Here is a 13,215-nt window from a genome sequence, read left to right as displayed (position 1 = left end):
GAGTGCTCGGGTGACGGGTATGCGACGCCACCTCGTGTGGGACTGGAACGGAACGCTCCTCGACGACCTCGACCTGGTGGTCCAGGCCACGAACGTCGCCTTCGCCAGCGCCGGCGGGCCGGCGGTCACCGCCGCCGAGCACCGGGTGCGGTTCCGGCGGCCGATCGCCGACTACTACGCCGAGATGCTCGGCCGGGCCGTGGACGCCGACGCGTTCGGCACGCTCGACCGGGTGTTCCACGACGCGTACCGGGCCGGGCTGACCACCTGCGCGCTGGCCGCCGACGCCACCACCGCGATCGAGTCCTGGGAGGGCAGCCAGTCGCTGCTGTCCATGTGGTTCCACGACGAGCTGGTGCCGACGGTGCACACGTACGGGCTGACCCCGCACTTCCGCCGGGTGGACGGGCTGCGCGCCACTGTCGGCGGCGGGCGCAAGGCCGAGTGGCTGGAGAAGCACCTGGCCGAGCTGGGGCTGGGTGGGCACGAGGTGGTATTGATCGGCGACTCGCTCGACGACGCCGACGCGGCCGCCTCGGTCGGCGCCCGCTGCGTGCTCTACACCGGTGGCCTGTCCGACCCGGACCGGCTGCGCGCCAGCGGCCACCCGGCCGCCGACACGCTCACCGACGCGGTGACAGTGGCCCGCACCCTGTCCTGACCCGTCCGGTCAGGCGCGCAGGTGGGCCAGGACGGCCAGGACGCGGCGGTGGTGGGTGGTGGCGTCCGGCGGCAGGTCGAGCTTGGTGAAGATGTTGCGGACGTGCTTCTCGACCGCGCCGTCGCTGACCACCAGCGCCCGGGCGATGGCGGTGTTCGAGTGGCCCTCGGCCATCAGCGCCAGCACCTCGCGCTCGCGCGGGGTCAGCGACGCCAGCGGATCGTCGCGCCGCCGCCGGACCAGCAACTGGCTGATCACCTCCGGGTCGAGCACCGTGCCGCCGGCGGCCACCCGGGCCAGGCCGTCCAGGAACTCGTCGATCGCGGCGACCCGGTCCTTGAGCAGGTAGCCGATGCCGCCGCCGGCCCCGCCCGCGGTGTCCAGCAGGTCGTCGGCGTACGACACCTCGACGTACTGGGACAGCACCAGGATCGGCGTACCCGGCACCCGGCGGCGGGCCTCCACCGCGGCGCGCAGTCCCTCGTCGGTGTGTGACGGCGGCATCCGCACGTCCACCACCGAGACGTCGGGCCGGTGCGTCACCACCGCCTCGACCAGGGCGACGCCGTCACCGACGGCGGCCACCACCTCGTGCCCGTACTCGGTCAGCAGCCGGACCAGCCCCTCCCGGAGCAGTACGGCGTCGTCCGCGATCACCACCCGCATGGGTCCGGTGTCTATCACGCCCGGACCCGGCGCCCGTCGGGCGGGCCGGGTCCGGGGCGTGCCGGTTCACCTGGGCAGTTCCGCGTAGACCCGGGTCGGCCCGCCCTCCGGGCTGGTCACGCCCAGCGTGCCGCCGGCCGCCCGGACCCGGTCGGCGATGCCGCTGAGCCCGTGGCCCTTCGCCAGGTGGGCGCCGCCGACGCCGTCGTCGGTGACGGTGATCTCCAGCCGGCCCACCTTCCGGGTCACCTCCACCCGGCAGGTGCCAGCCCGGCTGTGCTTCGACACGTTCGTCAGCGCCTCGGCCACCACGAAGTACGCGGTGCTCTCCACCCCGGGGTCGAGCCGGCCGGCGGCGGTGCCCAGCTCGTCGTCCACCACCAGTTCGGTCGGCACCAGCGCGCGGGCGGCGAGCGCGGCGAGCGCGCTGGGCAGGCCCCGGTCGACCAGGATCGGCGGCGCGATGCCCCGGGAGAGGGCGCGCAGCTCGTCCAGCGTCTCCCGGGTCTGCGCCACGGCCTCGTCGAGCGTCTGCCGGGCCGCCTCCGGGTCGGCGGCGAGCTGGTGGCGGGCCCGGCCCAGGTCCATGGCGAGCCGGACCAGCCGCTGCTGCGGGCCGTCGTGGATGTCGCGCTCCAGCCGGCGCAGGGCGACCGCCTCGGCCGAGGCGGCGGCGCGCTTCTGCTCCTCCAGCGTGATGATCCGCTGTCGCATCTCGGCCACGCCGGTGAGCAGCGAGTACGCCAGCCCGGCCTGGAGCCGGGCGCAGCCGCGCGCCACCAGCGGGAGGGTGAACAGGGCGAACAGCCCGATCGCGGTGTTCAGGGCGATCCGCGCGCCCGCCCCGTCGCCCATCCCGAGCAGCTGGCTCAGGTCCTGGTCGTCGACGCCGCGCGGGATGGCCCAGTCGTAGACGACGTAGAGCGTGCCGCCCAGGGCCAGCACCCACCAGACCACGAGCAGTACGAACGTGGGCAGGGCCACCAGCAGCCGGACGAACGCGTGCAGCAGGTCGAGCCACGACTGCGCGTCCCGGATCGGGGTGAACACCCGCCGCCAGAACCCGGCGCCCGGCTCCGGCCGGCGGTAGACCGGGCGTACCCGGGGCCGGTCCAGCACCCCGGCGAGCCGGAGCCGTTCGATGTCGGCCAGCCCTCGGGTGGCGTACAGGAAGCCGGCGAGGATCGGCAGGCCGAGCGTGGTCACCAGCAGCCCGGCGCTCAGTGAGATCCCGACCACGGCGAGGACGAAGCCCACGATGGCCAGCGGGAGGCCCAGGAGTACGTAGGCGGAGTCCCGGCCGAGGCGGCGCAGGAGGCCGAGGACGGGCGACGTCGGGGTGGGCGCGGTGGCCAGTGGTGCTGCGGTCATGGTTCGAGGCTATGGGCGTACGACCTGCCGACCCATCCCGCACGCTGGCCTCTTCGGGGTGGGGTTCTCCCTACTGCAAAACGTGAGACTCGCCTCGCCACGCCGGTGACGGAGCGCTACGGGCCGCGCGCGATTGGTCAGGGAAGTCGGGATTGAGCAATAATCGCCACGCGCCGCCAAGGGATGCGGTCGATCGATCTTGCGAGAATGGAGGGGCAGGTGAAGGCGCGTCGCGAGCTTTCAAGATCGCGATTTGTGCACCCCTTCACAAGCGCCTACTCTGTAGTTCCGACGCGCCCTGCTAGCACAGCCGGCAACAACGGTCGCCAGCGGGAGTCCCGAAACGACCGGCCCCTGTCGCTGGTCGAGGATCGCACCGCACGGAGTCTCATGAGCCAGCACCGTCAACCAGGCGCGCCCGGTCGCACCGGTGCCGTACCGGCGCTTCCGGACCTGCCCGAGGCGACCGTGTCCCGGCTCCCGGAATACCTGCGTGCGCTGCACGCGCTGGCCGACTCCGGCCACGAGACGGTGTCCAGCGAAGGGCTCGCGAACGCCGTCGGCGTCAACTCCGCGAAGCTCCGCAAGGACCTGTCCCACCTCGGCTCGTACGGCACCCGCGGCGTCGGCTACGACGTGGCGCTGCTGGTCGACCAGATCTCCTCGGTGCTCGGCCTCACCCAGTGCCGGGCCGTCGCGCTCGTCGGCGTCGGTAACCTCGGTCACGCGCTGGCCGGCTACGACGGCTTCGCCAACCGCGGCTTCCGCATCGCCGCGCTCCTCGACGCCGACCGGTCCCGGGTCGGCGAGCTGATCAACGGGCTCGTCGTCCAGCACATCGACGAGCTGCCCCAGGTGGTCGCCGAGGAGGCGATCTCGATCGGCGTCATCGCCACCCCCGCGCCGGCCGCCCAGGCGGTCGCCGATCAGCTGGTCGCCGTCGGCGTGACGAGCATCCTCAACTTCGCGCCCTGCGTACTCTCGGTCCCGGAGGGGGTCGACGTGCGCAAGGTCGACCTCGCCATCGAGCTGCAGATCCTGTCCTTCCACGAGCACCGCAAGGCATCGCTGACCGCGCTCCCCGCCAGCGGCGGGTCCGCCCTCACCGCCCTGCCCGGCGGTCTCGCGGCCACCGAAACCCAGGAGGCGATCGGCACGTGAAACTGCTCGTCGTCGGCGCGTCCTACCGCACCGCACCGGTCGCCACCCTGGAACAGCTCGCCGTCCCGCCCGCAGACCTGACCCGGACGCTGGACCGCCTGATCGCCCAGCCGTACGTCGCCGAGGCCGTCCTGGTCTCCACCTGCAACCGGGTGGAGGTCTACGCGGCCGTCTCCGGGTTCCACGGCGGACTCGGCGACATCTGCGCGGTCCTGGCCGATCAGGCCGGCTGCCAGCCGGCGGCGCTCGCCCCGCACCTCTACGTGCACTACGACGCCGCCGCCGTGGACCACGTCTTCCGGGTCGCCGCCGGGCTCGACTCGATGGTGGTGGGCGAGGCGCAGATCCTCGGCCAGCTCCGCGACGCGTACCACTCCGCCGGTGGCGCCGACTCGGCCGGCCGCCTGCTGCACGAGCTGATGCAGCAGGCGCTGCGGGTCGGCAAGCGCGCGCACGCCGAGACCAACATCGACCGGGCCGGGCAGAGCGTGGTCACCGCCGCCCTCGACCTCGCCGCCGAGCTGCTCGACGGCGAGCTGGCCGGGCGGCCCGCGATGATCGTCGGCGCCGGGGCGATGGGCTCGCTGGGCGTGGCCACGCTGTCCCGGCTGGGCGCCGGCCCGCTCACCGTGACCAACCGGGGCGCCGCCCGCGCCGTCCGGCTCGCCGAGTCGTACGGCGCGTCCGCCGTGCCGATGGCCGAGCTGATCACCGCGCTCGCCGACGTCGACGTCGTGGTCGCCGCCACCGCCGCCACCGAGCCGGTGCTCACCCGCGACGTGGTGACCCGGGCGCTGGCCCGCCGGGACGCCGACCGGGGCCCGCTGGTCCTGCTCGACCTGGCCGTCCCGCGCGACGTCGAGGAGGGCGTCGCCGAGCTGCGCGGCGTCGAGGTGATCGACATCGACCGGATGGCCGCCGTGCTCGCCGACGGGCCGGCCGCCGCCGACGCCGCCGAGGTGGCCCGGATCGTGGCCGGTGAGGTCGAGTCGTTCCTGAGCTGGCTGCGCGGCGCCGACGTGGCGCCGACGGTGGCCGCCCTGCGCGGCCGGGCCGACGACGTGGTCACCACCGAGCTGCGCCGGCTCGTCCAGCGCCGTCCCGACCTCAGCGACGACCAGCGGGCCGAAGTGGCCCGCACCGTGCACCGGGTCGTGCAGCGGCTGCTGCACCAGCCGACCGTACGGGTCCGCCAGCTCGCCGCCGAGCCCGGCGGCGACCAGTACGCGGCGCTGCTGCGCGAGCTGTTCGACCTGGACGTTCCGCAGACGTCCCCGGTCGACACCGTTCCCGACGTGGTCGCCACCGATCTCGACGGGCGGCCGTCGTTCGACGCCGCCGACATCCCGCCCACCGGAGGTGCGCGATGACCGCCCCACTGCGCCTCGGCACCCGGGGCAGCGCCCTGGCGATGGCCCAGTCCGGCCATGTGGCCGAAGCCCTCACCGCGGCCACCGGCCGCCCGGTCGAGCTGGTCGAGGTGGTGACCGCAGGCGACAAGTCCACCGCCCCGGTGCAGCGACTCGGCGTCGGCGTGTTCGTGTCCGCGCTGCGCGACGCGCTGACCGCCGGTGAGATCGACTTCGCCGTGCACTCGTACAAGGACCTGCCCACCGCGGCGGCGCCCGGCCTGCACGTCGCGGCCGTGCCGCCCCGGCAGGACCCGCGCGACGCGCTGGTGGCCACGAACGGCCGTACGCTCGCCGAGCTGCCGCCCGGCGCCCGCGTCGGCACCGGCGCGCTGCGCCGGATCGCCCAGTTGCACGCGCTGGGCATGCAGTTGGAGGTCGCCCCGATCCGGGGCAACATCGACACCCGGGTGGCCCGGGTGCTCGGCCCGGACGCCGACCTCGACGCCGTCGTGCTGGCCCGCGCCGGGCTCAACCGGATCGGCCGCGCCGACGTCATCACCGAGACGCTCGACCCGATGCTCATGCTGCCCGCGCCCGCTCAGGGCGCGCTGGCCGTCGAGTGCCGGGCCGACGACCAGGACGTGATCGAGATGCTCGCGCTGCTCGACCACGAGCCGTCCCGCGCCGCGATCACCGCGGAACGGGCGCTGCTGGCCACCCTGGAGGCAGGGTGCAGCGCACCCGTGGCCGCGTACGCCGTCCTCGCCGAAGGCGAGATCACCGAAGAGGGCGACGTGATCCAGGAGATCTACCTGCGCGGTGCGGTGATCAGCCCGGACGGTACTCGTGACCTCCGGCTGTCCCGCACCGGAACGCCCGCCGACGCGGCGGAGATCGGCAAGGCACTCGCCGCCGAACTCCTCGAACTCGGCGCCGACTCGATCCTCGGCCAGGACGCACAGGCCGGCCCGGGGACCCAGCAACTTGGGAGCACAGAATGACCCGCACCCGTAAGCCCGTAGGCCAGATCGCTTTCGTCGGGGCGGGCCCCGGCGACCCCGGCCTGCTGACCCGCCGGGCGCTGGACGCCCTGGTCGAGGCCGACCAGGTGGTCTACGACCGGGGCGTACCCGAGTCGCTCCTGGCGCACGTCCGCGCCCAGGCCCGGCCCGACGCTGAGTTCAGCCCCGCCGAGGGTGTACCGGGGGACGTGGCGAAGGTGCTGATCTCCGCGGCCCGGGCCGGGCAGAACGCCGTGCACCTGGTCTCCGGTGACCCGTTCGGCCACGACTCGGTGGTCAAGGAGGTGCAGGCGGTCGCGCGTACCGCCGCCCACTTCGAGGTGGTGCCGGGCGTCGGCCAGGCCGAGGGCGTCGCCACCTACGCGGGCGTCCCGCTGCCGGGCGTACGCACCGCCGCCGACGTCGAGGACGTCACCGCGCTCGACTTCGACGCGCTCGCCACCGCGGTCGGCCGGGGTTCGCTGGCGCTCGCCGTGGACGCCGGTGACCTGGCCGCCGTCCGGGACGGTCTGCTGGCCGCCGGGGTCGACGGCACCACAGCGGTCGGGGTGACCGGCGACGGCACCGGCGAGACGCAGTACACCACCACGTCGAGCGTCGACTCCTTCGTCGCGGCGGCGCTCGGCTTCACCGGCCGGGTGGTGCTCACCGTCGGCGCGGCCGTCACCGACCGCGACAAGCTGAGCTGGTGGGAGAACCGCCCGCTGTACGGCTGGAAGGTGCTGGTGCCCCGCACCAAGGAGCAGGCCGGCGTGATGAGCGCGCGGCTGCGCGCGTACGGGGCGATCCCGTGCGAGGTCCCGACCATCGCGGTCGAGCCGCCGCGTACCCCGGCGCAGATGGAGCGGGCGGTAAAGGGCCTGGTCGACGGCCGGTACGCCTGGGTCATCTTCACCTCGGTCAACGCGGTCCGGGCGGTGTGGGAGAAGTTCGCCGAGCACGGCCTCGACGCCCGCCACTTCGGCGGCGTCAAGATCGCCTGTATCGGGGACGCCACCGCCGAGGCGGTCCGCGCCTTCGGCATCCAGCCGGAGCTGATCCCCTCCGGGGAGCAGTCCTCCGAGGGCCTGCTGGCCGAGTTCTCGCCGCACGACGAGGTCCTCGACCCGGTCGGCCGGGTGCTGCTGCCGCGCGCCGACATCGCGACCGAGACCCTGGCCGCCGGGCTCACCGAGCGGGGCTGGGAGGTCGATGACGTGACCGCGTACCGGACGGTGCGGGCGGCGCCGCCGCCGGCCGAGATCCGCGACGCGATCAAGTCGGGCGGGTTCGACGCGGTGCTGTTCACCTCGTCGTCCACGGTGCGGAACCTCGTCGGTATCGCCGGGAAGCCGCACGCGCGCACGGTTGTTGCAGTCATCGGGCCCAAGACGGCGGAGACCGCCACCGAGTTCGGCCTGCGGGTCGACGTGCAGCCGCCGCACGCCTCGGTGCCCGACCTGGTGGAGGCGCTCGCCGCCTACGCCGTCGAGCTGCGGGAGAAGCTCGCCGCCATGCCGGCGAAGCAGCGCCGGGGCTCCAAGGTGCAGGGCCCGACCGCCCTGAGGTTCCGCTGACAGGAGGCTCCTCATGCCGTACCCCGAGATCCGGCCCCGCCGGCTGCGCCGCAACGCGGCCGTGCGGCGGCTGGTCTCCGAGACGCGCGTCGACCCGGCCGAGCTGGTCGTGCCGATGTTCGTCAAGGAGGGGCTGACCGAGCCGAGGGCGATCGCGTCGCTCCCGGGAGTGCTCCAGCACTCCCGGGAATCGCTGCGCAAGGCCGCCGCGGAGGCGGTCCAGGCCGGGGTCGGCGGGATCATGCTGTTCGGGGTGCCGGCGACGCGCGACGAGACCGGCTCCGGTGGCATCGACCCGGCTGGCGTGCTCAACGTGGCGATCCGGGACGTGATCGCCGAGGTCGGCGACTCGACTGTGGTGATGAGCGACCTGTGCCTGGACGAGTTCACCTCGCACGGGCACTGCGGCCTGCTCACCCCGGACGGCGGGGTCGACAACGACGCCACGCTCGCCGCGTACGCCGACATGGCGGTGGCCCAGGCCGCCGCCGGGGTCCACGTGGTCGGGCCGTCCGGGATGATGGACGGCCAGGTCGGCGTGGTCCGCAAGGCGCTGGACGCCGCCGGGCACCAGGACGTCTCGGTCCTCGCGTACGCGGTCAAGTACGCCTCCGCCTTCTACGGCCCGTTCCGCGACGCGGTGGAGTCGGCGCTGGAGGGGGACCGGCGCACCTACCAGCAGGACCCGGCGAACCTGCGCGAGTCGCTGCGCGAGGTCGAGCTGGACGTGGCCGAGGGCGCCGACATGGTGATGGTCAAGCCCGCGCTGCCCTACCTCGACGTGGTGTCGGCGGTCCGGGCCGCGGTGGACGTCCCGGTCGCCGCCTACCAGGTCTCCGGCGAGTACGCGATGGTCGAGGCGGCCGCCGCGAACGGCTGGATCGACCGGGAGCGCGTGATGCTGGAGACGCTCACCTCGATCCGCCGGGCCGGTGCGCAGATCATCCTCACCTACTGGGCGGTCGAGGCGGCCCAGTTGCTGCGCCAACGCTACTGACCCGCGCCCGGCCGGCTTCGGGCCCGGATCGGGCTCGCGCCGGCGCCGTGCCGTCGGCGAAATTCGCGGGAGGCGCGTCGCCTCGCGTTACCCACAGCCGGGCGCGGTAACTCGACGTAGTTTTCTGGGCGGAAGACGGCATTACCCCCGGCCGACTTTGCTCTGCAGCCACGGGCGCAACTGTCACGAAGCGTGAGCGCCGCCTCGACGGCTGCAGAGCAAAGTCGTCCGAGGCAGTCATTCCTGGCTCAGCCTTGTCGGACGTTATGTCCGTCTGGTTACTCTTTATTCCGCCAACGCGTCGTTCGCCTTCGCGGTGCTGGTTAACGCACAGTGATGTCACGCTCCGTGTGTCTTCAGTGGGGTGGGCGACGCGGCGGCGAGGTCTGGTTGGTCGCCGGATCCCGGGTTTTCCACAGGGGTCGGGAGCGGGGTTGCCGGGCCGATGCGCCAGGCGGGACCGTGGGCGGCGTGACAGACATCGCCGACACCGGGCCGGAGGCGGCCACCGGAGCAGGTGCCTGCGCCGCTCCGGAAGCGACTGTGGCGACACCCGTGACAGCGGCCGACGGCGGGCCCGCTGCGGACGGCGGGCCGGCGCTGCTCACCGAGCCGTTCGACGTCCCGTTCCCGGCGCCGGGGATCATCCGGGCGGTGCGTCGTCGGGCCGACGCCAGCCAGCGTGAGCTGGCCCGGTTCGCCGGGGTGCATCCGAGCACGATCGGGCGCATCGAGGCGGGGAGCCTGACCCCGAGCCTGGCCATGCTGTCGCGCGTCATCGGCACGGCCGGCTTCCGGCTCGTGGTCGTCGACGAGGCCGGCATGGTGCTCAAACCGATGCGTGACCGGGCTGACCTGCGTGACGGCGCGGAGCGGCGGTACCCGTCCCACCTCGACGTCGTCACCGACCCGGAGGCGGGGGAGTGGTGGGCCGACCGCTACGGACTGGCCCGCCCGCCGGAGACGTTCTACCGCGACCGGGCGGTCCGGGACGCGCTGCGCCGTCGCAGCCAGTGGGAGGTGCGGGTGGCCAAGTACCGGACCGTGCCGTCCCCGCCGGACCCGCAGCGGTGCGGATATCGCGGCGGCCCGCCGATCCGCCCGTGAGCGAATCGACGGGCCGCCCCGCGAAACACGTGTCAGTCGTCGTTCAGGATCGTCCCGATGCCGGACGGGTCGGCCAGCCGCAGGCCCGGCACACCCGCCACGTACAGCGTGAGCTTCTCGTCCGCCTCGCGCTTGCGGTCGCCGCGCACGGTGACCGGGAACGCCAGCGACGTCTGGCCCGCGGGGAGCAGCTTGCAGCCCACGTACGGGTCGTAGTCCGACCCGGCCTGGGCGGTCGTCCCGTAGGTGGTCGCGCAGACCAGGGCCGGCTCGGAGAGCGGGCGGGACACGGTGACCGTGAAGGTCATCGCGCGGGTGCCCTTGTCGCCCTCGGCCACCGAGGTGTCGGCAACGCGCAGCGAGGCGCGCGAACGGAACCGGGCCACCTGCGGATCGTGGTCGCTGGCACCCCGGTCGCCCAGCTCCGGCGCGTCGGTCGGGTAGTCGGCGTTGATGTGCGCCGTCCGTACCTGCACCAGGTCGTCGTGCATCGGGTCGTTCACGAAGAGGTTGTCCAGCGTCTGCGCCTGGCCGCTGAAGGTGTACGAGTACGCCGATGCCGGCGCGTCCGCCACCAGGTCGTCCCAGAGGTTGTGCAGTCCGGCCTCGTACAGCGGGGCGAGCTGGTCCGACGGGGTCGGGTTCTGGGCGGTGGCGATCGGGTCGTCCGGACGGGGGAAGACGTTCAGGTCCCCGCCGTAGACCACCCGGGCGTTCGGGTCGCTCGCCTCGACCGCCGCGACGATCGCGGCGCCGTACGCGGCCTGCTCGCGGCGCTGCCCGACCCGGCTGTCCGGCCCGGACGAGAAGTGGTTGGCGACCGCCCAGAGCGTGAACCGCTCGGTCGAGCCGGGCGCGGCCTTGACGGTGAACCGGGCCAGCTGGGCCGCGCGGGTGTAGACGTTGCTGCCGTCCACGCCGGTCGACCGGTCCACGTCGGCGGGCAGCACCGCGTTGAACGCCTTCGGGTTCTGCACGTCCGTGTTGGAGCCGAGCGCCGCCGAGCGGTACTGGACAGTCGGCGCCGAGCCCAGCAGCGGGTCCGCGGCGGTCGCCTCGGCCGGCGTGAGCCGGTCGGTGCGGTAGAGGAACGCCGAGGCGATGCCCCGGGCGTCCGCGCCGGTGCGGTCGTACGCGGCGGCGTAGGCGGGGCCGCCGTTGGCCGCGATGGCCAGCGCCAGCTCCTGCACGGTGTCCGGGGCGCCGTCGGCGTTGTTCGTGTCACCGCACGCCAGAGCGCCGTCGACCACCGAGCAGATGTCCTGGTCCTCGGCCTCCTGCACCAGGATCAGATCCGGGCTGTGCAGCGAGTTGACGATCTGCCGGGCCTGCGCGGCCAGCTTGGCGGCGTACGCCTCCTGGCTGGCCGGCACGTAGTCGAACGGCGGGCTGACCCCCGTGCATCCGGTGTTGCCGGCGAAGTCGCAGCCGTCGAACGGGTCGTCCCGGTAGTCGTAGAGGTTCTCCACGTTGTAGGTGGCGATCGCGACCTCGCTGCCGCGGTCGGCCGGCTGCGGCGGGTGGTTCGCGGCCGGGTCGGCACCACCGGTCAGGGTGAGCTGTTCGGGCTGCACGCTGTACTTGCTGAACGCGTACGACACGGACCCGTAGGCGTCCTCGGTCAGCGTGTCGAACGTACGCGCCTCGGGCAGCAGCGCGCCGGAGTCACCGGCGGTCGCCTTAACACCGCCGGCGCCCAGCAGGATGCGCTGGTTGTTGCCGTTGTCGAAGAGCGTGCCGGGGATGTCGTCGAGCGGGTGCGCGTCCCGGAACACCCGCCGGGCGTACGGGTCGGACCGCTTCATGACCGGGTCCTCCCGGTCCAGCACGTAGATCTCGGAGTCGGCGGTGGAGGAGTAGATGTGCCGGGGCGCGGAGACGCCGCTGCCGGCGCGGACGCGCATCCGCTCGCCCTCGTGCCGCTCCCAGAACAGGTCGGCGGCGGCCGCCTCGGCCGGCGGGACGGCGTCGTCGACGCGGACCACCGTGTCCACGTCGAGGCCGGAGTCGAGCTTGCGGACCAGCGAGGCGCCGGAGAGCTGGGTCTGGTTGAAGTACTCGGAGACCCGGCCGCGCAGCACGACCTCGTCGCCGACGGTGGGGGCGTACCCGCCGATCAGCGTGGTGAACGAGCCCATGAAGACGAACAGGCCGTCGGAGGTGAGCGGGTCGCCGTCCTCGGTGCCGAGCCGGCTCTGCAGGTAGAAGCCCCACTGGTCGGCCCCGGCCGAACTGCGGGTCAGCGACATGCCGGTGATGACGCCGCGTACGTCGTACAACGTGGAGCTGGTGCCGTTGCCGCTGGCCGGGGCGAGCGGCGAGCGGTCGGCGCGGCCGTCCTCGTCGTCGCCGGTGCGGCCCTGCACCTCACCGATCGACAGCACGCTGGTGGCCTGCACGCTGAGCGTGCAGGTGGCGGTGTCGCCGTCGTCGTCGGTGGAGGTCACAGTGACCGCGTAGCTGCCGGCCGGCAGGCCGGTGGCGGTCAGCGTGGCGGTGGCCGTGCCACCGTCCCCGGCCGCCGGGGTGAACGCGGTACGGCTGATCGAGCCGCTCGTCGGCGCCGGCACGACGGCGGTGACCGCGAGGTCGGTGATCGTGTCGTCGGCGTCGGTGGCGGTCACCTCGCGGGTCGCGGTGGCGCCCGCCGACAGCGTCAGCGCGCCGCCGCAGGCGAGCGTCGGCGGCTGGTCGACCGGGCCGCCTCCGCCGACGGTGTGGCTGCCCAGCCCGTCGAACGTGTCGGTGGCGAAGCCGGCCCACTGCGCGGCCGGGTCGAACGGGTCCGCCGGGTCCGTGTCACCGGCGGTCACCGAGGGCAGCCGGCGCAACGTGTTGTCGGCGGTGCTGGTGAGCCCGCTGCCCCACTCGGTGCCCGGGTCGACGCCGACCTGGCCGATGGAGTCGACAACCGTGTCACCCTTGTGCAGCACGATCGCGTCGTCGCCGTTGAACAGCGACCCGCCGTACGTCTGGTCGGCCTGGGCGAGGATCGCGGGCGCGGCCGACGCGGCGGCGAAGACGAACACGTCCCCGGCGGCGACGGTGCCGGTCAGCGCCACGTTCGTCGACGTGCTGGCGCCGTTGAAGTAGAGCCGGAGCTGGTAGCCGCCGGCGGCCAGGTCGATCGGGGCGCCGGTGCCGTTGTACAGCTCGACGGCCTTGTTGTTGGACGACCCCTCGACGTACTCGGAGATGAGCAGGTCGGTGGGCGCGGCGCTGGCCGCGGGGGGTGCGACAGCGATCGCCGTGAGGGTGACGGCGGCGGTGGTCGCGAGCGCGGCGAGGGTGCGGCGCGGGCGCATGGGGCCTCCACGGTGGG

The 13,215-nt window shown here is 73.7% G+C and carries 10 protein-coding genes; 7 read left to right on the top strand and 3 right to left on the bottom strand.

From position 1 onward, the window contains the following. Nucleotides 1-19: 19 nt before the first annotated feature. Complete coding sequence (locus tag MicB006_RS23115; protein WP_073829046.1) at nt 20-661, top strand: HAD family hydrolase; 642 nt, start codon at nt 20-22, stop codon at nt 659-661. A 9-nt stretch (nt 662-670) separates the two neighbouring features. On the opposite strand, the gene MicB006_RS23110 is transcribed toward MicB006_RS23115, so the two are convergent. Continuing rightward, nucleotides 671-1,327 (bottom strand): response regulator transcription factor, encoded by a 657-nt coding sequence (locus MicB006_RS23110; protein ID WP_116508848.1) that lies wholly within the window; start codon nt 1,325-1,327, stop codon nt 671-673. 66 nt (nt 1,328-1,393) lie between these two features. Continuing rightward, entirely contained in the window at nt 1,394-2,698 is a 1,305-nt protein-coding gene (locus tag MicB006_RS23105) for a sensor histidine kinase (RefSeq protein ID WP_116508846.1), read from the bottom strand. 390 nt (nt 2,699-3,088) lie between these two features. Here MicB006_RS23105 and MicB006_RS23100 point away from each other — a divergent pair, with 390 nt between their 5' ends. From MicB006_RS23100 to MicB006_RS23075, 6 genes are all read left to right on the top strand, one after another. Next, nucleotides 3,089-3,859 (top strand): redox-sensing transcriptional repressor Rex, encoded by a 771-nt coding sequence (locus MicB006_RS23100; protein WP_116508844.1) that lies wholly within the window; start codon nt 3,089-3,091, stop codon nt 3,857-3,859. After that, the gene (locus tag MicB006_RS23095) at nt 3,856-5,229 is read left to right on the top strand and encodes a glutamyl-tRNA reductase (protein ID WP_116508842.1); all 1,374 of its coding nucleotides are present in this window, start codon (nt 3,856-3,858) and stop codon (nt 5,227-5,229) included. Before MicB006_RS23100 ends, MicB006_RS23095 begins: the two co-directional genes overlap by 4 nt. Next, nucleotides 5,226-6,212, top strand: coding sequence for a hydroxymethylbilane synthase (gene hemC, locus MicB006_RS23090; protein WP_073829041.1), 987 nt, complete (start codon nt 5,226-5,228; stop codon nt 6,210-6,212). The genes MicB006_RS23095 and hemC overlap by 4 nt, the downstream gene beginning before the upstream one ends. Further along, nucleotides 6,209-7,789: a uroporphyrinogen-III synthase gene (locus MicB006_RS23085; RefSeq protein WP_073829040.1), complete on the top strand. Its 1,581-nt coding sequence runs from the start codon at nt 6,209-6,211 to the stop codon at nt 7,787-7,789. Before hemC ends, MicB006_RS23085 begins: the two co-directional genes overlap by 4 nt. 13 nt (nt 7,790-7,802) lie before the next feature. Continuing rightward, a complete protein-coding gene (gene hemB, locus MicB006_RS23080; RefSeq protein ID WP_116508840.1) occupies nt 7,803-8,786 on the top strand; it encodes a porphobilinogen synthase in 984 nt (327 codons plus the stop codon). A gap of 471 nt (nt 8,787-9,257) precedes the next feature. Further along, a complete protein-coding gene (locus tag MicB006_RS23075; protein WP_225980457.1) occupies nt 9,258-9,893 on the top strand; it encodes a helix-turn-helix transcriptional regulator in 636 nt (211 codons plus the stop codon). Nucleotides 9,894-9,925: 32 nt separating this feature from the next. On the opposite strand, the gene MicB006_RS23070 is transcribed toward MicB006_RS23075, so the two are convergent. After that, nucleotides 9,926-13,198, bottom strand: coding sequence for a lamin tail domain-containing protein (locus MicB006_RS23070; RefSeq protein ID WP_116508836.1), 3,273 nt, complete (start codon nt 13,196-13,198; stop codon nt 9,926-9,928). Between the last annotated feature and the right edge of the window lie 17 nt (nt 13,199-13,215).

The sequence above is a fragment of the Micromonospora sp. B006 genome (assembly GCF_003408515.1).
Taxonomy (GTDB): domain Bacteria; phylum Actinomycetota; class Actinomycetes; order Mycobacteriales; family Micromonosporaceae; genus Micromonospora; species Micromonospora echinospora_A.
Note: the sequence above shows the minus strand (reverse complement) of the source record. Positions and strands in the feature narration are given on the sequence as shown.

Coding starts and splice junctions, on each gene's coding strand:
- MicB006_RS23115 (WP_073829046.1), top strand. CDS start 20: ATGCGACGCCACCTCGTGTGGGACTGGAACGGAACGCTCCTCGACGAC.
- MicB006_RS23110 (WP_116508848.1), bottom strand. CDS start 1,327: ATGCGGGTGGTGATCGCGGACGACGCCGTACTGCTCCGGGAGGGGCTG.
- MicB006_RS23105 (WP_116508846.1), bottom strand. CDS start 2,698: ATGACCGCAGCACCACTGGCCACCGCGCCCACCCCGACGTCGCCCGTC.
- MicB006_RS23100 (WP_116508844.1), top strand. CDS start 3,089: ATGAGCCAGCACCGTCAACCAGGCGCGCCCGGTCGCACCGGTGCCGTA.
- hemC (WP_073829041.1), top strand. CDS start 5,226: ATGACCGCCCCACTGCGCCTCGGCACCCGGGGCAGCGCCCTGGCGATG.
- MicB006_RS23085 (WP_073829040.1), top strand. CDS start 6,209: ATGACCCGCACCCGTAAGCCCGTAGGCCAGATCGCTTTCGTCGGGGCG.
- hemB (WP_116508840.1), top strand. CDS start 7,803: ATGCCGTACCCCGAGATCCGGCCCCGCCGGCTGCGCCGCAACGCGGCC.
- MicB006_RS23070 (WP_116508836.1), bottom strand. CDS start 13,198: ATGCGCCCGCGCCGCACCCTCGCCGCGCTCGCGACCACCGCCGCCGTC.